The 19,611-nt window shown below is 60.1% G+C and carries 17 protein-coding genes and 1 riboswitch; of the genes, 3 read left to right on the forward strand and 14 right to left on the reverse strand.

Annotation, left to right across the window (positions count from 1 at the left end; translation table 11 throughout):
• Position 1: 1 nt before the first annotated feature.
• From B5477_RS10465 to B5477_RS10520, 12 genes are all read right to left on the reverse strand, one after another.
• Positions 2–1,261: a glucose-6-phosphate isomerase gene (locus B5477_RS10465; RefSeq protein ID WP_079700463.1), complete on the reverse strand. Its 1,260-nt coding sequence runs from the start codon at positions 1,259–1,261 to the stop codon at positions 2–4.
• A 101-nt stretch (positions 1,262–1,362) separates the two neighbouring features.
• Entirely contained in the window at positions 1,363–2,355 is a 993-nt protein-coding gene (locus tag B5477_RS10470) for an SIS domain-containing protein (protein WP_079699639.1), read from the reverse strand.
• Between the two features lie 38 nt (positions 2,356–2,393).
• Positions 2,394–3,209, reverse strand: a complete 816-nt coding sequence (locus B5477_RS10475; protein WP_242942187.1) for a carbohydrate ABC transporter permease — start codon at positions 3,207–3,209, stop codon at positions 2,394–2,396.
• A gap of 64 nt (positions 3,210–3,273) precedes the next feature.
• Positions 3,274–4,191, reverse strand: coding sequence for a carbohydrate ABC transporter permease (locus B5477_RS10480; RefSeq protein WP_079699641.1), 918 nt, complete (start codon positions 4,189–4,191; stop codon positions 3,274–3,276).
• A gap of 74 nt (positions 4,192–4,265) precedes the next feature.
• A complete protein-coding gene (locus tag B5477_RS10485) occupies positions 4,266–5,798 on the reverse strand; it encodes an ABC transporter substrate-binding protein (protein WP_079699642.1) in 1,533 nt (510 codons plus the stop codon).
• Between the two features lie 192 nt (positions 5,799–5,990).
• Positions 5,991–6,704 carry a GntR family transcriptional regulator gene (locus B5477_RS10490; protein WP_079699643.1) on the reverse strand — a complete coding sequence of 238 codons (714 nt, stop codon included), beginning with the start codon at positions 6,702–6,704 and terminating at the stop codon, positions 5,991–5,993.
• A gap of 2 nt (positions 6,705–6,706) precedes the next feature.
• On the reverse strand, positions 6,707–7,558 hold the full coding sequence (locus tag B5477_RS10495; protein ID WP_079699644.1) for a TIM barrel protein: 852 nt from the start codon (positions 7,556–7,558) through the stop codon (positions 6,707–6,709).
• Positions 7,559–7,649: 91 nt separating this feature from the next.
• On the reverse strand, positions 7,650–8,915 hold the full coding sequence (locus B5477_RS10500) for a hypothetical protein (RefSeq protein ID WP_079699645.1): 1,266 nt from the start codon (positions 8,913–8,915) through the stop codon (positions 7,650–7,652).
• 361 nt (positions 8,916–9,276) lie between these two features.
• Positions 9,277–9,957: a tRNA (guanosine(46)-N7)-methyltransferase TrmB gene (gene trmB / locus B5477_RS10505; RefSeq protein ID WP_079699646.1), complete on the reverse strand. Its 681-nt coding sequence runs from the start codon at positions 9,955–9,957 to the stop codon at positions 9,277–9,279.
• Between the two features lie 420 nt (positions 9,958–10,377).
• Positions 10,378–10,481: riboswitch (cyclic di-GMP riboswitch) on the reverse strand.
• A 220-nt stretch (positions 10,482–10,701) separates the two neighbouring features.
• Positions 10,702–11,166: a transcriptional regulator NrdR gene (gene nrdR / locus B5477_RS10510; protein WP_079699647.1), complete on the reverse strand. Its 465-nt coding sequence runs from the start codon at positions 11,164–11,166 to the stop codon at positions 10,702–10,704.
• A 66-nt stretch (positions 11,167–11,232) separates the two neighbouring features.
• The gene (locus B5477_RS10515) at positions 11,233–11,481 is read right to left on the reverse strand and encodes a DUF6514 family protein (RefSeq protein WP_079699648.1); all 249 of its coding nucleotides are present in this window, start codon (positions 11,479–11,481) and stop codon (positions 11,233–11,235) included.
• A 262-nt stretch (positions 11,482–11,743) separates the two neighbouring features.
• Entirely contained in the window at positions 11,744–12,535 is a 792-nt protein-coding gene (locus B5477_RS10520) for a sugar phosphate isomerase/epimerase family protein (RefSeq protein ID WP_079699649.1), read from the reverse strand.
• Positions 12,536–12,785: 250 nt separating this feature from the next.
• On the opposite strand from B5477_RS10520, the gene B5477_RS10525 reads away from it, so the two are divergent.
• The 3 genes from B5477_RS10525 to B5477_RS10535 all read left to right on the forward strand — a co-directional run bounded on the left by B5477_RS10525 (position 12,786) and on the right by B5477_RS10535 (position 16,076).
• Complete coding sequence (locus tag B5477_RS10525) at positions 12,786–13,628, forward strand: sulfide/dihydroorotate dehydrogenase-like FAD/NAD-binding protein (RefSeq protein WP_079699650.1); 843 nt, start codon at positions 12,786–12,788, stop codon at positions 13,626–13,628.
• Positions 13,621–15,030, forward strand: coding sequence for an NADPH-dependent glutamate synthase (gltA, locus tag B5477_RS10530; protein WP_079699651.1), 1,410 nt, complete (start codon positions 13,621–13,623; stop codon positions 15,028–15,030). The genes B5477_RS10525 and gltA overlap by 8 nt, the downstream gene beginning before the upstream one ends.
• 176 nt (positions 15,031–15,206) lie before the next feature.
• Positions 15,207–16,076, forward strand: a complete 870-nt coding sequence (locus B5477_RS10535; protein ID WP_079699652.1) for a class B sortase — start codon at positions 15,207–15,209, stop codon at positions 16,074–16,076.
• A gap of 88 nt (positions 16,077–16,164) precedes the next feature.
• Here B5477_RS10535 and B5477_RS10540 read toward each other — a convergent pair whose 3' ends face one another.
• A complete protein-coding gene (locus B5477_RS10540; protein WP_079699653.1) occupies positions 16,165–16,860 on the reverse strand; it encodes a response regulator in 696 nt (231 codons plus the stop codon).
• Positions 16,853–19,540 (reverse strand): sensor histidine kinase, encoded by a 2,688-nt coding sequence (locus B5477_RS10545; RefSeq protein WP_079699654.1) that lies wholly within the window; start codon positions 19,538–19,540, stop codon positions 16,853–16,855. The genes B5477_RS10540 and B5477_RS10545 overlap by 8 nt, the downstream gene beginning before the upstream one ends.
• Between the last annotated feature and the right edge of the window lie 71 nt (positions 19,541–19,611).

Consider the following 19,611-nt stretch of genomic DNA (forward strand, 5'->3'; position numbering starts at 1 on the left):
CTCAGATGGCTTCGCCCCTCAGCCGTCTGGACATGGCCTGCTTGTAGGCCTCCACCCCCGGCTGGTCAAACGGATTGACCCCCAGCATCTCGCTGGACAGGTAGCAGCTGAATTCAAAGAAATAAAGCAGCTGTCCCAGGTGGTAGGCATCGATCCTCGGGACAGAGAGCCTGAGGCAGGGCAGCCGGGAGGAGTGGGCCTGCATGGTCGCCTCTTCGGCGGCGCGGTTGAGGAAGCGGTAATCCTTGCCCTCCAGGTACTGAAACCCGTCCTGGACAAGACTCGGCGGCACGCTCACGTCGGCTTCCGGGTCCTCGACCTGCAAAAAGGTTTCTAAAAGGATGGGAGCGCCCTCCTGTACATACTGTCCGACCGAGTGCAGGTCCTCCGAATATTTTGAGAGAACCGGAAACAGTCCCATCCCGCGCTTGCCCTGGCTTTCAGCGAACAGCTGCACCCACCATTCGCCAAGATACCCCAGGCGCGGCTCAAAGATGGAGAGCATCTCCAGGCGCTTGCCCTGCTGGTACCATAGATTCCGAAACGCCGCATACCGCACCGCGGGGTTTTGGGGGCTGCCGTCGGTGCGCAGGGCGCAGCGCATTTCGACGGCCCCGCGCACCACCTGCGCAATGTCCACCCCGGCGGCCGCCATGGGGAAGAGCCCCACGTCGCAAAGCGCCGAATAACGGCCTCCGATATTATCCGGAAACGTTAAAAAATCGTAGCCGTTTTCCCCGGCCATCTCCTGCAGCCGGCTGCCCGGCGTGCCGGTCACCAAAATGCGTTTTGCCGCTCCCCCGCCGTAGCGTCCCTCCAGCACCGCCCGCAGGGTGCGAAAAGCCACGCCCGGTTCCAGCGTCTCGAAGTTTTTGGCAATGACGTTTATGTAGAAGGATTTCCCCTCCAACTGGCCTATCACCTGCCGCATGCTGTGGGGGGACAGCGTGTTCCCCGCATAGACGATCGGTATCCCTTCGGGCTCCAGAGCCGTGACGAGGGCCCTCGCCGCCTTGTTGGAGCCGCCGACCCCGATCAGGACAAGGGCCTGCGCCTTCTCCCGCACCTCTTTTGCCTTCCCCTGCAGCTGCTCCACCCGGACGGGCGGAGCCCACTCCTCCGGGTCCAGCCAGCCCATGCTGTCCCGATACCGTTCGTCTCCGGCCCACAGCCCCGGCAGCAGCCGGGCGCCGGCGCCGCAGAGCGCCTCCAGCTCCCCGCGGCCCGCGTTCCCCATGGATTCGATCTTTAGTTTTATCATCTGCATCGCTCCCTCAATCGGCCCTAAAGCTATGCCCCCGGCGTACCAGGGGCATGAACCAGAAACGGACCCTTTTGCAGCGCGGCCTTACTTTTTTGCCATCAATATTCCATCTTCCCGTAGTAGCGGCGGCGGTCCAGGGAATGGTGCCTCGCCTCGGCGAGCCTGGGCATAAAGACGCTCGCAATGAGATAGTGGGTGATGATCTGGGCAATATAGGGCTTCAGGTCGTCGTCGATCGCTGACAGATCGTAGTCCGCGGCGTCGACGACAAACATCCCGTCGCAAAAGCGGTCGATGAAGTCGCGCGCACGTTCGTCCATTTTCCGGGACGCGCCCACCCCCACCAGCATGACGAAGTTGGAGTAGCGGTCCGCGATCTCGAGGCAGCCGTGGAAAAACTCCGCCGAATTGATCGGGCTGGCGTCCATCCACTGGATTTCCAACAGGTAGCAGGTGGCCAGGTAATAGGCGTTGGCATAGTTGGGGCCGCTGCCCACGACATAGATCATATTCTTGCTTGCAAACCGCGCTATGAACTCGTCGAGCTTCTCCCCTCCATAAACCTCGCCCGCCTTGGCGCAGAGCGCATCGAGGCGCTCCATCTGTCCCGGGAGGCGGCTGATCGTCCGGTTCCCCTCCAGAACATCCAAAATGGTGAAGGTGATCAGCAGGGTGATCCCGTACATCTGGGTGTACGGATGCGCGCCGCGCGCCTCCTGATAGATTAAAGACGTCTTGGATTCCCGGTCCACCGGCGTGCCCGGGAAGGCGGTGGTGCCGATGGTGAACGCGCCCTTTTCATTGGCCCACCGCAGCGCCTGCACCGCCTCGGGCATGACGCCGTTTAAGGAGGAGACGATGACGATCGAGCGTTCGCCAAGACAGGCCGGGTCCATCGCCATGAGCTCCGCCGCAGGCATGCCGTAGACGCGCAGCCTCTTGGACTGGGCCGCCGCTGCGTACCTGCTGGGCTCGGTATATTGCAGCCCCCCGCCGCAGCCGGTAAAGAAAAGGCTGTCAAATTCCTTGCCCGCGAGGGCGGCGCGGATTTCTTCGAGCTGACGGTTGATTTCCATGATTTCTTTTTGCATGGCTGTGACTCCCCTTTTTAGAATTAATATACGGCATACTATCCCTTGACCGCGCCGGAGATGCCGTCGACAAAATATTTTTGCAAAAATACGAACACCACGATGATCGGCAGCAGCGCGATGGCCGCCCCTGCCGCAAGCCCCGTCCAGTCCAGCATGATCTCGCCCTTGAGCGAATACAGCCCCACCGCCAGCGTGCGAAGCGAAGCGCTGTTGAGGGTCAGGACCAGCGGGAGCAAAAACTCGCTCCAGGACCAGATGGTCTGCATGATGACCACGCTGCCGATGATCGGCTTGGACAGCGGCACCATGATCTGCAAAAAAATCCGCAAAAACCCGCACCCGTCGATCAGGGCCGCCTCGTGCAGCTCCCTAGGGATCTGCGCGAAGCTGCTGGCAAACATCATGACAAAGACCACGTTGAGCGACCCCGCCTGGGCCAGGATGACGCCCCAACGGCTGTTCATCAGGCCCATATTTTTGATCAGGCGAAACACCGGGATCAGGTTGAAGCCCATGGGGATAAACATGGAGGCGGCGATCACGCCCATGACCGCGCGCTTCCCAGGGAAGCGAAAGCGCCCCAGCGCGTAGCCCATCATCATCGTCACGATCAGGACGATCACGACTGTGAAAAAGGTGATATGGATGGTGTTGACGAAATACTGGCTGAAGTTGGCGTTCTTCCAGGCCCGCACATAATTGTCCCATTGGACGGCCTGGGGGATCAAACTGAGCTTATCGGCAAAAATCTCATTGTTCGTTTTGAGGGAGGCGGAGACCATCCAGACGAACGGATAGACCCATATGAGCGCCACCGCCGTCAGGACGGCGTATTTGATAACGCCTATCAAACAGCGCCGCCTCCTGGCCAGGGTGTTGGTACGATTCAAATCGAGACGCATCTTCTCCCCCCTTTTAAACTTGCGTCAGCTTTTTGACGGCGCCGGCGGCGCCCGAGACGATCAGGGCGATCACGATGGTGATCGCTCCGAACACCATCGCCGCCGAAGAGGCGTACCCCAGGCGCGGCACGCCCATCGTGCTGGAAAAGGCATAGCGGTAAATGTACAGGGCGATGACGTCCGTCTTAAAAAACGGCCCGCCGTCCGTCAGGGTCTTGACCAGGTCGAACAGCTTTAGGGAGCTGATGATGTTCAGCAGAAAAATCACCGCGCCGATCGGGAGGAGCAGCGGCGCCGTTATGTAGCGAAAGCGCTTGAAGCTGCCGCACCCGTCGATCTTGGCCGCCTCATACAGGTCCCTGGATATGGACTGCAGCCCCGCCAGCCAGTAGACCATGCTGACCCCCACGTTCTTCCACACATAGATCACCACCACGGTATTCATCGCCGTGGACGCATCGGCCAGCCACCCGTGGCCCGGGTCGCACAGCCCCAAAGAGCTGAGCAGATAGGTGACCGGCCCGTCAAAGCTGAAGAGGAACGAGAGGATGATCCCGATGACCGCGGCCGTGGTGACCACGGGAAGGAAGTAGACCGTGCGGTAGGCGTTGCACAGCCTGTCGTTCCCCTCATTGAGGACCACCGCAAAGACCAGCCCGATGACCATCTGCAGCGGGACGACGCAGACCGTAAAATAGTAATTGTTTTTTAAAGCCGACCAGAAATAGCTGTCCTTGAGCACGCCCAGGTAGTTTTCCAGTCCCACGTATTTGAAATTTTCCCCGATCCCACTCCAGTCAAAGAGAGAATAATAGGCACTGGCGACGATCGGCCATCCCTGAAACAGGAGGAACAGGACAATGGCCGGCAGCATGAACGCATAGCACCAGGCGGCTTCCCTTCTGTGTCTCTTTGGAATTTTGCCAGTCATCAAAAGCCTCCCCTTCCCTTATTGGACCTCACGCGGGCGGCACACGGATGAAGTCCGCCGCACGCGCCGTCCGTTTACTTTTTCAGCGCCGCATAGTCCTCGACCGTAAAGTTCCTCGTCGGGTCCCAATCCGGGAAGGCAAAATCCGCGGTGGTAAAGCTGTGCCCTTCGGCATTGGCGTCGGCCAGGGCCTTGTCCCACATTTCGGTGGCCGCCTCGGTATACTGGGCCAGAGCTGTCTTATAGTCGGTGACCTGCCCGCTGAGAATACCGGAGAAGATTTCCGTCGGGTTGGGGTGCACCTCCTGGAATTTGCTGACCACGATGGCGGTGTCGGGGTTGGCCACCTCAAACTCGGGGATCACTCGTCCCAGCTCGTTGCCCAGCGCAAAATATTCCTTGGAGGCCTCGAAGACGCTGGCCTCGGTGCTCACGTCGCGCAGCAGCGAGTCGTGCACACCGGCGGCGACGGCGGCGGACTGGAAGTCCTTGCCGCAAATGACATTGATCAGGTAATCCACCGCCTCCTGCGGATGCTTGGTGCCGGAGTAGACCCCCAGGAACGGGTCGCCGGTCATGCGCGGGATGCAGCCGGTATAGCTGCCGCCGTCCGGCACGGGCGGGGCGAACACGCCATAGTTGAGCTCAGGATTTTCCGCCTCCCAGACCCCTACGTTCCACCAGCCCTGGACGATCATGCCCGCCTGCCCGCCGGCAAAGGCCGCGCGCGCGTCCGGGGCGATGTAGGTCGCCGTATTGGGATGGAGACTTTCGTCCTCGCAGAGATTCTTCCACAGCTCGCACACCTGGTAGACCGCCTCGTTGTTCCAGTCGGGCGTGCCGGTGCGGATGTTGAGGTTGTTGTCCACCCGGTAGCTGCCGCCGATCAGGTCGCTCCAGCAAACTAAAATTTGCGCCATGCGGTCGGATTGGGTGGCCCCCTCGACAATTCCATAGAACTGGCCGTTGCCCGCCTCGGTGATCCGCCGGGCATATTCGCGGAATTCGGAATAGGTCTTGGGCGGCACCTCGGGGTCCAGCCCGGCCGCCGCGAACAGGTCCTTGTTGTAAAGCACCATGCAGTGCGGCGCGCCGCCGGACTCGGGCACCATATACACCTTGCCGTCGAACATGCATTTTCCCTCGGTGATGGCCCCGTCCACGAACGAGTCCCACACCTCCTGCTCGTTTTCCATATAGTCGCTCATCGGCAGGTACCATCCCTCGCTGACCGCCTGGGCGGGGGTGATCCCGTCGGGGATGGCGAACAGGTCGGGCGCCGTTCCGCTGCTGACTGCGGAGAGAATCGTGTTGGTCAGCTGCGCGCGGGTGGTGAGCGTGTACTCGATCTCCAGGTTTGGATGCTCCTTCATATAGGCTTCGTTCGCCGCGTCGCGCTGGGGCTTATACGAGTCGCCGTAATCCATGATGGTAATCTTGATCGTTTCCCCTTCGGACTGGTCCGCCGGCTCCGACGTTTGGCTCTTCGCCTCCCCCGAGCTCAGCGAACTGCCGGCGCTCTCCTGCTGCCCAGCGCCGCAGCCCGCCGCCGACAGGGTCAGCAGCAGCCCCAAAAGCGCGCTCCAGAGACGAATGGATTTTTTCATCTGCTTTCCTTCCTTTCCTTCCACTAAGGCCGGCTGTGCAGGCCCTACCGTCAACCCGTTTTTTCCCTCTCCCAGTGATTCCGCCCTCCTTTTTAATACGTGTTAAGTCGTATTATTTGTGTTTAATATAACACACCCCCTCGTGGATGTCAACAAAAATTTCTCTCAGGGGTGTGTTTTTTTAGCGGATATTCAAATAAAAAGGCGGAAGCGCTCGCCCAGGATCAGTTTCTTCCCCCAGTGGACCGGCCTAAACTGGTCGTCCTTGACGACGGTCACCACAAGCAACAGGGTATCGTCCTTTTTTATTTTCAGCATCTCCGCCTCGGACTGGGTGGCGCGGCAGGTTTCGACATAGCCGCCCGCAATGCTCAGCGAGCAATTTTCCCGCTCGCGGATCAGCGGATAGAGCGCACCGTTGATGTCGCCGTCCAGCAAATAGAAGAACCTGGGGACATACCACACCTCGTCGAGCATGATGGGCCTCTTGTCCACAAAGCGGATAAAGCGGCAGTGCAGGCCCATCGACTCGCCGGTGATCCCCAGGGCTTCCTTGATGTTCCCCGGCATTTCCTCAATTTCGGCGTGGACGGTCTTGCTGGAGGGGGACAGATGGTTGATGTAGCAGGATTCATAAAAGCCCGCGCCGCCGCGCAGGGGTTCCGTCATCTTGTTTTGGTTGACGAAGGTGCCCTTGCCCTGCCGCTTGATCAGGGCCCCCTCCTCCACCAGCTCGGAGATCGCCGCGCGCACCGTCACCCGGCTGACCCCAAACTGATCCATCAGCTTCGCCTCAGACGGTACCTGCTGCCCGACCTTGAACGTGCCGTTGGCGATCTGCTGCAGCAGGTAGACCTTGATCTGCAGGTACAGGGGCTTGCTGGTTGAGCCATCCACTTTATACATATTCAGTCTTCCTCCAGATAGGGTGATAGGAATCGCAGGGAACGCCTGAGCGGAGCTTCGGGATCCCTGAAATAGGCATCCGCGATCAGCTCCAGCGTCATGGTACCATTATAGCCCAATTCGATCAATTCTTCCAGATATTTCTTTAGCGGCAGATTTCCGTCCCCAAGTGCGAGATGCCCGTCGGGATCGCCGTCCACCAGGTGTACATGGGCGAAGTCATCCCGAAGCGTCCGTTTGTAGCCGGTAAAATTTTCCCCTTGGGCGTACATGGGCGACGTGTCGGCCATCGCCTTGAGCGCGGGATCCGATACCCGGCGCAGCATGTGCGCGGCCTCCCCCAGGGAGCAAATCAGGTTGCTTTCATCCTCCCGCAAGGGCTCCAGCAGCAGTGTAATCCCATAGCGTCCGGCGGTCTTGGCCAGCCGCCCCAGGCTGTCGGCGGCCCGCTCGAAGGCTTCGGCGGCCGGCTCATCCAGCAGCCCGCGGCCGGCCGTAACCAACATTTTATCCGTTTCGAGGCAGGAAGCAATTTCGAGGGAACGCCGCAGCCATCCGATGCTGAACTCCCGGAAGCTTTTATCCCGGTCGGCCAGGTTGATAACGCGTCCGTTTTGAAAGGGCGTATAGCAAACGATCCGCAGTCCCTCTCCCCGAACCCGCCGCTTCAGCCGGTAAAGCTCCCCATTGCTGATAAAGCGCTGATCGAGGTGGGGCGGCGCGCCCCAAAGCTCTATGCTGCTCAACCCCAGCCGTTTCGTGGAGGTAAAAAAATAATCCAGGGAATACATTTGATAGCAGATATTCATGTTCGCAATCTGGCCGCGCCCAAGCCTCCCGTTTTCCTTTCCCATGTTTCCCGCTCCAATCAGTCGTTCTAACACGTATTATACTTATTGGCGGCAAAAAGGTCAAGTGGAATTTTTAAAACGGGTAATCTCTAAATCATTCGGAAAAGCCCAGGCCCGCCGTTTCATCCTCCGCTCCCTGCGGCAGGCTATAGTCCCGCGCCCCCGTCTGCTGGAAGGCCCGCAGCACCGGGGCCGTGATCTCCTCCCCGATCACATCGGCATAGACGGTGCCCATCGTCCAGATATTTTCAAAATCCCACCCGGCAAAGGTGGCCTCCTGCCCGAAGAGCGCCTTGTCGGTAATCCGAACGCCGCCGCCCGGGCTGGAGGCGGGGCCGAGCAGCCAATAGCTGTTTGTCACCTTCGGGTTGACCGGATTGTAGGTGGTGATCATCCCTCCAACGCCCGCCGAGCCGCCGCTGATGGACGAGACGGAATAGCAGTTGTTCATGGTGCCGTTTTGGAGGTAACAGCTCATCCCCGCACAGAGCGCGTTCCCGGAAAGCGTGCTGGCCGAATAAGAATTGGTGATGGTGGTATCGTTTAAAGCTTTTGCAAAGCCGCCTACGTCCGAGCCGCGGTTCGGCACTCCGTTGATATTGACGTCCACGAAGCACTGGTCGATGGTGCACTGATTCAGGTTGCGTCCCAAGGTCCCGGAGGTATAGACCGCTCCGACATCCGCGCCGCGGCTGACAAATCCCAGCCGGGAAAAGGAGGCCCCGGTCACATCCTGAAACAATGCCCCTTCGGCGCTGTTGGCGACCTGCAGATCATAGATGATATGCCCGCCCCCGTCGTAGCTGCCGCTGAAGGTGGGGATCGAAGTCCAGGTGCCGCTCAGGGTAATGTCCTGCGACTGCCAGAAGCAGGCGGCGCTATGCTGCCGCAGATGGCTCAACTGGGCCTGCGTGCTGACCACATAGGGGCTCTGCTCACTCCCATCCCCGGCCAGGTACCCGCCCGCGTCGGCGGTGTGGCCGCAGGTGGGAGCGGTAGTAAAGGCGCTGGTTTTGGTGGCGGCCTTGTCCATACCCTCCCGTCCCGGCATTGGATGGGCGGTCACCGCCAGGGTATAGGTTTCCGGCGCGGCGTAGTCATAGGGAAGGGCGAGGAAGAGCGTCTGCGCTTCGGTGATGGTCAGTTCCTTTTGCACCAGCGCCGTCCCTCCGGCAGTTTCCCCCTCATAGACCGCAAAGGTATAGCGGCTGGTGCGCTGCGAGGGGGTAAAGGGAATGTTGATCCCATAAGTCTTCTCATATCCCGTGGCGCTCATTCCCTGCGCGGCAAAGGCGGTGTGCGCCGTGAACGCGAACAGCGCGCATACGAGCAGGGCCCCCCATTTCATCTGTCGTTTCATCCTGATCCCCTTTCTGAGAAAGACCGCCAGCTACCGTTTCTGTCGGTCTTTGGGGTTCAGGGGCCAAGCGAAAACAGTCGGTTTCCCTTGAAAAAGCGCCCAGATCAGGATATAATTAGGATAGGTTTTCCAAAGGGTGGAAATGTTTTACCAGGAAACGGAAATTTGGCCGCCTGTTTTGACCGCATGAAACGGTAGCTAACGATCATTTTCCCGCTGAAAAGGATAACCAAAACCAGCTCAAAGAGCTATTTTTTTACGATCTCTACGGCCAAGGCCGTTTATATTGCTTCGCTTGTGCCCAGAAATAAAAAAGCCGCGGAATCCGCGGCTTTTTTATTGATGGCCGAAAATAGCCGGGCTATCCCTCCGCCTTCGGTGGCCCGCCCATGGTGGCGATCAGGAATTTGATCGGCACTCCCTCGGCGGAAAACATCCGCTCGTGCTCGGTCTCGATGTTCCCCTGATAGCCGCTGGCATGCAGGTCCCGAGTGAGATACTCCACCACAAATCCGGTCTCGTCGAGGTAACGAAGCGAATCCTCGAAGAGGTCCCTATCGTCCGTTTTGAAATAAATCTGCCCGCCGGGGACCAAAAACTGCCGGTAGAGGCGCAGCTGCTTTGGATGGGTCAGCCTGCGCTTTTTGTGCCCGGCCTTGGGCCAGGGGTTGCAGAAGTTGATGTACACCCGTTCGACTTGGTCCCGCTCCCCGAGGATTCTGGTGATCCGCTCGATGTCCTGCTGGGCGAGCAGGACGTTGTCGATTTCGCGCTCCGCCTCCCGGTAGGCCTGCTCGACCGCCCGCTTGGTGAGCCCGAGCATGTCGTCGATCAGATCGACCGCCAGGAAATTAAACTGCGGGTTTTGCAGTGCCAGCCGGCTGATAAAGCCCCCCTTGCCGCACCCGAGCTCGACCATCAGCGGCTGCTCTGCGCGCGCGTAGAGCGCGCGCCAGTGCCCGGTCTGCTCCTCGGGGTTCCTGATATAAAAGGGGGCGGCCGTCAATTCGGGCACCGCCCATTTCTTGCGGCGCATGCGCATAGGTTGTGATCCCTCCCAATTTTTCCTGTCCCCTATCATACATTAAAAAAGCCGCATTGTAAAATTACAATGCGGCTTTCAAGTTCAGACATGACGGGCGATGTGCGTCGTTTGCCGGCCTGTGTAGGTCAGGGGGCGGCAGGTTGTTGAGGTCGGGTCTTTCAAACGACCCGGAGGGGGAAATCGACGCAAAACTATAGCGCCAGGAGCGAACTGGCGATAGCCCGAAAGCTGGAGTAAACCTCCGGCCTGCGTCTGAAATTAGCTGCCCGGACCTCAAACTGCGGAGATGAAGGCATATGTAGGTGTATAGCCATGATCCCAACGACGAGCGATGTAAAAATTCGCACAGGGTGTTCCCTCATGTCTAAACCACCGTACAAAACATAAAATTCAGATAATAGAATTATCCATACGAGAAATGGCACCTGGCTGCCACAATCTGAAGGAGGGGTTAAGTTCCTTCAAATCAAGGCCCTATAGTTTTGCGTCACTGGCTTTCGCCAGCTTTGCCTTTTACATTTTGTATGCGGTAGTTTCATTATAGCGTCATCTTGTCGTCCCGTCAACAGAAATCGACAATATTTTTAGGAAAAAATGAAATTTTCGACTTTTTTCTCACCTCGTTCAAACCGCATTATCACGCCATTCTAACAGGTTCGATTGTTGTTCCGATTGGCCGTCAAACCGTCCCGCCAAAAATGAAAAAGGACGGCTGCAGCCGTCCTTTTTATTGCACGTTCATCATGCTTTTTCTTTCGTCTCCAGGATGTTTTTCAACTCGTCCATAAACGAGTTGATATCTTTGAATTGGCGGTAGACCGATGCGAAGCGCACATAGGCGACCTCGTCCACCCCCTTGAGGCGGTCCATCACCATCTCGCCGATCTGTTCGCTGCGCACCTCCCGCTCGAGGGAATTTTGCAGCGCGAGCTCGATGTCGTCCACGATCCCCTCGAGCGTCCCCAGGGAGACCGGACGTTTTTCACATGCGCGCAGCAGACCGTTGAGGATCTTGTTGCGGTTGAACTGCTCGCGGGAGCGGTCCTTCTTCACCACCATCAGCGGCGTGGTCTCGATCACCTCGTAGGTGGTAAAGCGCTTGAGGCAGCTCAGGCACTCCCGGCGGCGGCGGATCCGCTCGCCGTCGTCCGTCGGCCTGGAATCAACCACCTTGCTCTCCTGATAAAAGCAATAGGGACACTTCATGGCAAAGCCCTCCATCTGCGGTATTTCTTGCCACTATCATACCATCGCGCGCCGGGATGCACAACCTTAAAATTCGTCGGAGTCCAAAAAATCCTGCGCGGCGTCCAGCAGATGGCTCGGGGAGAGGATATTCCGGTTGCAAAGCTCCGCCAGCCGCTCGGCGACGCTGCGCTCGGTCGAAATATCCCCCACATGACAGACCGGCTCCCGCCTATCGCCCGCCCGGAAGCCCGCCACGCCAAAAGCGGTATACCTGCCGATACCCTCCAGCTCCAGTTCCTCCCGATACACACGGTATTCAATTTCCTCAAACATGCTCTTACCTCCAATTTTGTCTCGATTTTTTGTCTTTGTTACAGGTGCCCTCCCCGACCGGCAGGTAGTGGTCGGAAAGGGCAGGGGCTCCTCGCGAAGGGCTCGGCAATTATTATACATGAATCGAGGCAAAAATAAAGGCCCATTTTTCGTTGGAATTTGTATCGAGCTCGCATTTCTTATGAGTTAATACAAATATTTTCCAGACCAAATTGTAAAAAGTCACAAAACGACTGTCTTTTAAAGTCGAATGAAATCGAACCTAACCCTCATTTGGCACCAGCGAGGCCAAAAGTTTGTAAGAATCGTACAATTCCTCCCTCGTTCGATAGTTATCGCGGTAAACCTCCACGAGCGCGGCACCCGAAAAACCGCTTGATTCCAGCGAGCGCAGGAAGCCGCCGATGTCGAACGTCCCCCGGCCGGGCGGCAGGCAGTCCTGCCCCGGGGCGTAGTCGCTGATATGCACATGCCGCAGCGCGGGGCCCATCGCCTCGCGCAGGGCGGCGGCGGTATAGCCCGCGCGCACCGCCTGCTTGGTGTCCAGCACGAAGCGCACCCCATCCCCGAGGTAGTCCCGCATACCCTGTATAAACTGCGGGTCCTTGCTCTTGCAGCGCGCCACGTTCTCATGCAGCAGGGTGACCCCTTCCCTTTCGGCGAGGGTGTGCAGCCTCCAGTACCGCTCGTAGATCTCCCTCTGAGGCAGCCGGCAGTGGGTATAAGCGCCGTGGAAGACGACGTACCGCGCGCCGATCCCGGCGCTGAGGGAAAAGACCTGCCGGTACATCTCCATCCCGTCCTCCAAGCGGCGGGGATACTCGGAAAAGAAGAGCTGGGTCTCCATCCCGGAGGAATAGGGGTGCACCGAGACGATCTCCACCCCCGCAGCCTGTGCCTGGCGGCGCAGCGAATCGAAGAAGGCAGGGCAAAATTCCTGCTGGGCGTTGATAAATATTTCACTCACCTTGGCCCCGCTCTCGACGACATAGCCGAGGGATTGCTCGGTGAGGGCGGGGTAAAAGCAGGCGGTTGAGATTCCGGTTTTGATCATGATCGACTATCTCCATCGTTTTGGAATGTGTGAAAAGCACCCTTATTATCGCAGCAATGGACGGCGAAGTCAATTCGCAATTCCCGCGCCCATGCCATTTTGGCGGTTTTTTCATCCTCCATCGGGGCCGCGCGCCTTGCAAATCGGGTGGGCATACAGTATAATATAAGCTGACCATGTGCAGGAAATGTAACGATTTCCTGCACAAACCATCTGTAAGCCGGTATGTTCTGTGACGGAGGAGATCAGTTTGTATAAAATCGTAGAGAAGCGCGCGCTGAATGAAGCTGTGACGCTGATGAGCGTCCACGCGCCCCATATCGCGCGCAAGGTGCTGCCCGGGCAGTTCATTATCCTGCGCCTGGATGAATACGGCGAGCGCATCCCGCTGACCGTCGCGGCCTATGACCGCAAGGCGGGCGAGGTGACCATCGTCTTCCAGGCGGTGGGACGCACCACCAAGATGCTTGCAGCCCTCGACGTGGGGGACGACATCCTCGACTTCGTCGGGCCGCTCGGACGGCCCACCGAGCTCGAGGGGGTACATAAGGCCATCGTCATCGGCGGGGGCGTGGGCTGCGCCATCGCCTATCCGCAGGCCAGGTTCCTGCACGAGCAGGGGGCGACGGTCAAGGTGGTGGCGGGCTTCCGCAGCCGGGACATCGTCATACTGGAGGAGGAGATGAAGGCCGCCTGCGACGAGCTGTTGATCGCCACCGACGACGGCAGCTACGGCCGGCACGGCTTCGTGACCGACCTGCTGCGCGAGCTGCTCGAGGCGGATTCGGGGTACGACCTGGTGATCGCCATCGGCCCGGTGCCGATGATGAAGGCGGTCTGCGCGCTCACCAAGGAATACGCAGTCAAAACCACCGTCAGCCTCAACCCGATCATGATCGACGGGACCGGGATGTGCGGCGGCTGCCGGGTGCATGTGGGGGGCGAGCTGAAATTCGCCTGCGTGGACGGCCCCGACTTCGACGGCCACCTGGTCGATTTCGACGAGCTGCAGCGGCGCAACGCGATCTACCGTGCGCAGGAGCAGGTCGACGCGAACCATATTTGCAGATTGGCGGGTGAAATCGATGCCTAACATGAGTATGCAAAAGACCCCCATGCCCGCGCAGGCCCCCGAGGTGCGAAACAAAAACTTTGACGAGGTGACCCTCGGCTACACCCCCGAAATGGCCGTGCTCGAGGCGCAGCGGTGCCTGCAATGCAAGCACCGCCCCTGCATGAAGGGCTGCCCGGTCGCGGTGCGCATCCCCGAGTTTATCGCTAAGGTCGCGCAGGGGGACTTCCTTGCCGCCTATGAGATCATCACCTCGACCAACGCCCTGCCCGCCGTCTGCGGGCGGGTCTGCCCGCAGGAGAACCAGTGCGAGCGGGAATGCGTGCGGGGGATCAAGGGCGAGAGCGTGGCCATCGGCCGGCTCGAACGCTTCGTGGCCGACTACTTCATGGAGTATGGTACCGCCGCGTCGAAGCGCGCCGAACCGAACGGGATCAAGGTGGCCGTGATCGGGGCGGGACCCGCCGGGCTCTCCTGCGCGGGTGACCTCGCGCGGCGCGGCTTCGAGGTCACCATCTACGAGGCCATCCATAAGGCCGGCGGCGTGCTGGTTTACGGGATACCGGAATTCAGGCTCCCGAAGGCGATCGTGGAGCGGGAGATCGACTCGCTGCGGGCGCTGGGCGTAAAAATCGAGACCGACATGGTCATCGGGCGCGCGCTCTCGCTCGACGAGCTGGGCGAAATGGGCTACAAGGCCGTCTTCGTCGGCTCGGGCGCGGGGCTGCCCCGCTTCATGGGGATCGAGGGCGAGGGGCTGCTCGGGGTCTATTCGGCCAACGAGTTCCTCACCCGGATCAACCTGATGAAGGCTTATAAAGACGAATATGACACCCCCATCATCCGCTCCAAATCGGTGGCGGTGATCGGCGGGGGGAATGTGGCGATGGACGCGGCGCGCTGCGCAATGCGCCTGGGGGCCGAGCGCGTCTACATCGTCTACCGCCGCGGTGAGGAGGAGATTCCCGCGCGGCTCGAGGAGATCCACCACGCCAAGGAGGAAGGGATCGAGTTTCGCCTGCTGACCGCGCCCACCCGCCTGCTCGGGGACGATCAGGGCTGGGTGCGCGGGATGGAATGTGTCAAAATGCGCCTTGGCGAGCCGGACGCCTCGGGGCGGCGCAGCCCCGTCGAAATTCCAGGCTCACAGTACGAGATGGAGGTGGACAGCGTCATCATGGCGATCGGCACCTCGCCCAACCCCCTGATCCGCACCACCACCGAGGGGCTGCAGGCCGATAGGCGCGGCTGCCTCATCGTCAACGAGGAGATGGCCACCACCAAGCCGGGGGTCTATGCGGGCGGTGACGCCGTCACCGGGGCCGCCACCGTCATCCTCGCCATGGGGGCGGGAAAGAAGGCGGCCGAGTCGATCGCAAATCTTTTGCTCCCCTCCCCCGGCAGCGGGGAAAATCCGGCATAATCATGCCCTTGGCAGAGTTTGGCGCATTTTCTACAATTGGGTAACAAAATGCCGAAGACCATTGACTTTTACCGGTGCAGGTTTTATATTTAGTAGTGGTTTATTTAAGTGATATGCGCTGTTTTCCGGGGCCTTGCCCCTTCCAAAGAAAGACTGAACATTAAAGGAGTTTGCGAATGAACCCGAACATCAAAAAGTCCGTAGCCGCCCTGCTGGTCATCGCCATTCTGGGCGGGATGACTGCCTGTAAGAAGACCACCGAGCCCCAGGAGCCCGAGCGCCTGAACCCCTCCCACTGGGTCAATACCCTCGAGCCGCCGCTGCGGGCGAGCCCCTATCAGGTCGAGGTCCCCGAGGAGAACCGCCAGAAGCTCGCCGAGGCCAAGGCCGCAAACGCGGACTCCACTTTGTGGATCGAGATCCCCAATACCACCATCAACCAGGTCGTGGTGCAGACCACCGACAACGAGTTCTACTACCGCCGCAACACCCAGAAGGTCTATGACTTTGCCGGTTGCCTCTATGCCGACTTCGAGTGCGACTTCGGCGACGGCACCAAGGACGACCTGCCCCGCAACACCATCATCTATGGGCACAACCTGGGCAACCCGATGGGGATCACCGACGACCCGAACGACGTGATGTTCGCGCAGTTGTTCCACTTCCAGGACATCGAGTTCGCCAAGGCGAATCCGTACGTCTATGTCAGCACCGAGAACGAGGACTTCGTCTATCAGATCTTCGCGGTCTCCTACACCGAGGACAAGGCAAAGCCGGTCAGCTACATCCATCCCAACTACAACAACGAGGAGTACATGAAGCTGATCAACGACATGCGCGACCGCTCGCTCTACGACTACAATGTCGAGGTCACCACCAAGGACAAGATCCTCACCCTCTCGACTTGTACCTACAAGTACGGCACCTATTCGGTCAACAACAAGCAGCGCTTCGTCGTCTTCGCTAAGCTGGTCACCGACAAGCAGTTTGCCGAGACCGCGGACCTGACCGAGAATCCCGATCCCAAGCAGCCGACCTTCAGCTGATCCGGGCCGGGCCATTATCTGAAACTGTAAAAGCGCCGCCGTCCGACAGGACGGCGGCGCTCTTGTTTTGTTCGGCGGACAGTGAGGCCTATACCTTGAGCATGCGGTAGCCCACCCCGACATGGGTTTGGATATACTTCGGGTCGGAGGGGTCAGATTCGATCTTCTTGCGCAGCGTCGCCATGAAGACACGCAGGCTCGCCACATCATTGTCCCATGCGCTGCCCCAAATCTCCTTGGTGATGTAGGTGTGGGTCAGCACCTTGCCGACGTTCTTCGCGAGCAGGCAGAGCAGCTTATATTCGATCGGCGTCAGGTGCAGCTCCCTCCCCTGCAGGTAGACGCACCCGGCGGCGTAGTCGATCCGCAGCTCCCCGTTCTGGAACACCGCCCCCTGCCCCGCCTCGCCGAGGGAATCCCCCAGCCGGCGGAAGGTGACACGCAGGCGTGCGAGCAGCTCCTCGACTGAGAAGGGCTTGGTCAGATAATCGTCCGCCCCGGCGTCGAGTGCGTCGATCTTGTCGGTGTCCTCGCTGCGCGCACTGATGACGATGATCGGGACCTTGGACCAGGAGCGGACCTTGCGGATGACCTCGATCCCGTCCAGGTCGGGAAGCCCCAGGTCGAGCAGGATGACGTCCGGGTTGTAGGAGACCGCCTCCAGGATCGCCGCCTCCCCGGTGGGCGCCTGCTGGAAGCGGTAGTTGTGGGTCTCCAGGGTGGTGGTGATCAGGTTTCTGACGGCTGAGTCGTCCTCCACCACCAAAATCAAAGGCTTATTCATGCAGCATGACCTCCTCCATGGGCAATGTAAAGGTAAAAACCGCGCCGTGCGGCTGGTTGTCGCCGACCGTGATGTTCCCTCCGTGCGCCGTGACGATGGACTTGCACAGCGCCAACCCCAGCCCAAGGCTGCGGCGGCTGTCGGCGGCCCCGGCGCCGGCGGTATAGAACATGTCGAAGATGTGCTTCTTCGCTTCGTCCGAAATTCCACCGCCGTTATCTCTGACCGTCACGACGGCCATGGTCCCCTCCCGCTTTGTTTCGATGACGATCTGCGAACCGGGCGGTGTATACTTGACGGCGTTGTCCACCAGGTTGATGACCACCTGCATGATGAGGCGCGCATCCGCCTTGACCAACAGCAGCGAGCCGTCGGCTTTCAGCTGCACGTCATGCTCGCTGCGCCGCCGGTCGGTATGCTGCAGCGCCTCGCCGATGATCTCCTCGAGCAGCTCGGTGGTCAGCCGCAGCTTCATGGTGCCGTCCTCGATGCGGGTGACCGAGAGCAGGTTTTCCACCAGGTTGATCAGCCAGAGCGAGTCGTCGTAGATGTCGGCGTAGAGTTGGCGGCGCTTCCCCTTATCGATGCTCTCTTCGCTCGAAAGCAGAATCCCCGCGTTGCCCGAGATCGAGGTCAGGGGAGTGCGAAGGTCGTGCGAGATCGAGCGCAGCAGGTTGGCGCGCAGCTGCTCGTTCTTGGCGAGCAGCGCGGCCTCCTCGCGCTCCCTGGTGGTTCTCTCGTTTTTGAGCGCCAGCGCGCATTCGCCCAGGATGGAGAGCACAATGCTGTTTTCAAAGGCGTCCAGCGGCGCGCCGCCGATCACCAATCCCACCACCCCGTACACCTGCGTGCCGACGCGCACCGAGAGATAGAGGCATTTGGAGTCCCCCAGCGTGTTGGTGGTCGCCCCGGCGTGCTTGTTGTTGTGATATACCCAGGAGGCCACCGCCCGCTCGTTCCCGGTGGTGTACGCGTCGGGGCCGATCCCCGGGTGCGCCGGAAAGAACTGCGGCGCGCGCAGCCCCTCCTCCCCCACGCTGTAGAAAATAACATCCTTACCCAACAGCTTTTGCAGCTGGTTGCAGGTGACCGACACGATCCCGTCGGCATCCTGCTCGCTGCCCAGCTGGCGGTTGGTGTCGAAGAGGATCTTGGTGCGGAAGGCCGTCTCGGCCGACTGGCGCGCCTGGCGCTTGATCCTGGCGGCCAGGGAGCTGGTCAAAAACGCCGCGGCCAGCATGATCAGGAAGGTCGCGGGATATCCCGCGTCGTAGGCGCTCAGGGTAAAGCGCGGCTCGGTGAAAAAGAAGTTGAAGAGCAGAACGCTAATGAGAGACCCCACCAGGCTGAACGACCGGTGGGAGGTGATGACCGCCGTGACCAGCACGCCGAGGATGTAGACGGTGATGATGTTGGCCTCGCTGAAGCCGAGGCAATCAAACAGGTAGCCGATGGCGGTGGAGATTCCCAGCGCCAAAAGGCTCTTGCAAAGGTCCAAAAGTATATTCTTCGGCCGCTGCACCGGGCGTCTTTTGGGCTTATAGCGCGGGGTGTTCTGGTCCGGGATGATGTAGATATCCAGGCTCGGCGAAATCCGGGTGATCCGCTCGGTCAGCGACGGGCGCCCCGGCAGCAGCCGGCGCCTGGCGCTGCTGCGCCCGAGCACGATCTTGGACACGCCCGCCAGCCGGGCGAACTCCGCGATCTGAAAGGCCACGTCCTCCCCATAGGCGGTCTCGATGGTCGCGCCCAGCTGCTGGGCGAGGTGGATGTTCCGCCGCAGCCGGCCCCGGTTTTCCTCGCTCATGCCGGGGAAGTCCGGCGTCTCCACGAACAGGGCCGTGAAGTTGCCGTGAAAGGCGCTGGCCATCCTGGCGGCGGTGCGGATGATCTTGGGATTGGTGGGCGAGGAGGAAAGGCAGACGAGGATATGTTCGTCCGCAAAGCCGCCCGCCCGCCTGCCCGAGCGCTCCGCCATGCGGTTGACCCGGTCGGCGGTGCGGCGCAGGGCGATCTCCCGCAGCGCCACGAGGTTCTGCTCAGTGAAGAAGTTGTAAAGCGCCCGCTCGGCCTGCGGCTTTTGATAGACCTTCCCTTCGCCCAGGCGCTCGATCAGCTCCTTGGGCTCGATGTCCACCAGCTTGACCTGGTCGGCGCCGTCAAACACCGAGTCGGGGATGCGCTCCTTCACGGTGACCCCGGTGATGGAGGCGACCAGGTCGTTGAGGCTCTCGATGTGCTGCACGTTGACGGTGGTGTAGACGTCGATTCCCTGCTCGAGCAGCTCATTGACATCCTGGTAACGCTTGAGGTGGCGGCAGCCCTCGGCGTTGGTGTGGGCCAGCTCGTCGACCAGGATCAGCTGCGGGCGGCGCTTGATCGCGGCGTCCAGGTCGAATTCACACAGGGTGATCCCCCCGTGCGCGACCCGGCGGGTAGGGAGCAGCTCCAGCCCCTGCAGCAGCTGCGCCGTCTGCGGGCGGGCGTGCGCCTCCACATAGCCGACCACCACATCGCAGCCGCGCTTCTGTTCGGCATGCGCCGCCTTGAGCATGGCGTAGGTCTTGCCCACCCCGGCCGCGTAGCCGAAAAAAATCTTGAGGCTGCCGCGGCCCTTTTTATCCTCTTCCATCTTGATCTGCCGCAGCAGCTCCTCCGGGCTGCTCCTGTCCTCCCGCATGGTCCCACCCCCTTTTCCTTCAGTATAACGTCTCCCCGTTAAATTTCGCGTTAAGGAATGATAAAGAAGCA

Origin of the sequence: Provencibacterium massiliense, assembly GCF_900169495.1 — a bacterium.
Taxonomy (GTDB): domain Bacteria; phylum Bacillota; class Clostridia; order Oscillospirales; family Ruminococcaceae; genus Harryflintia; species Harryflintia acetispora.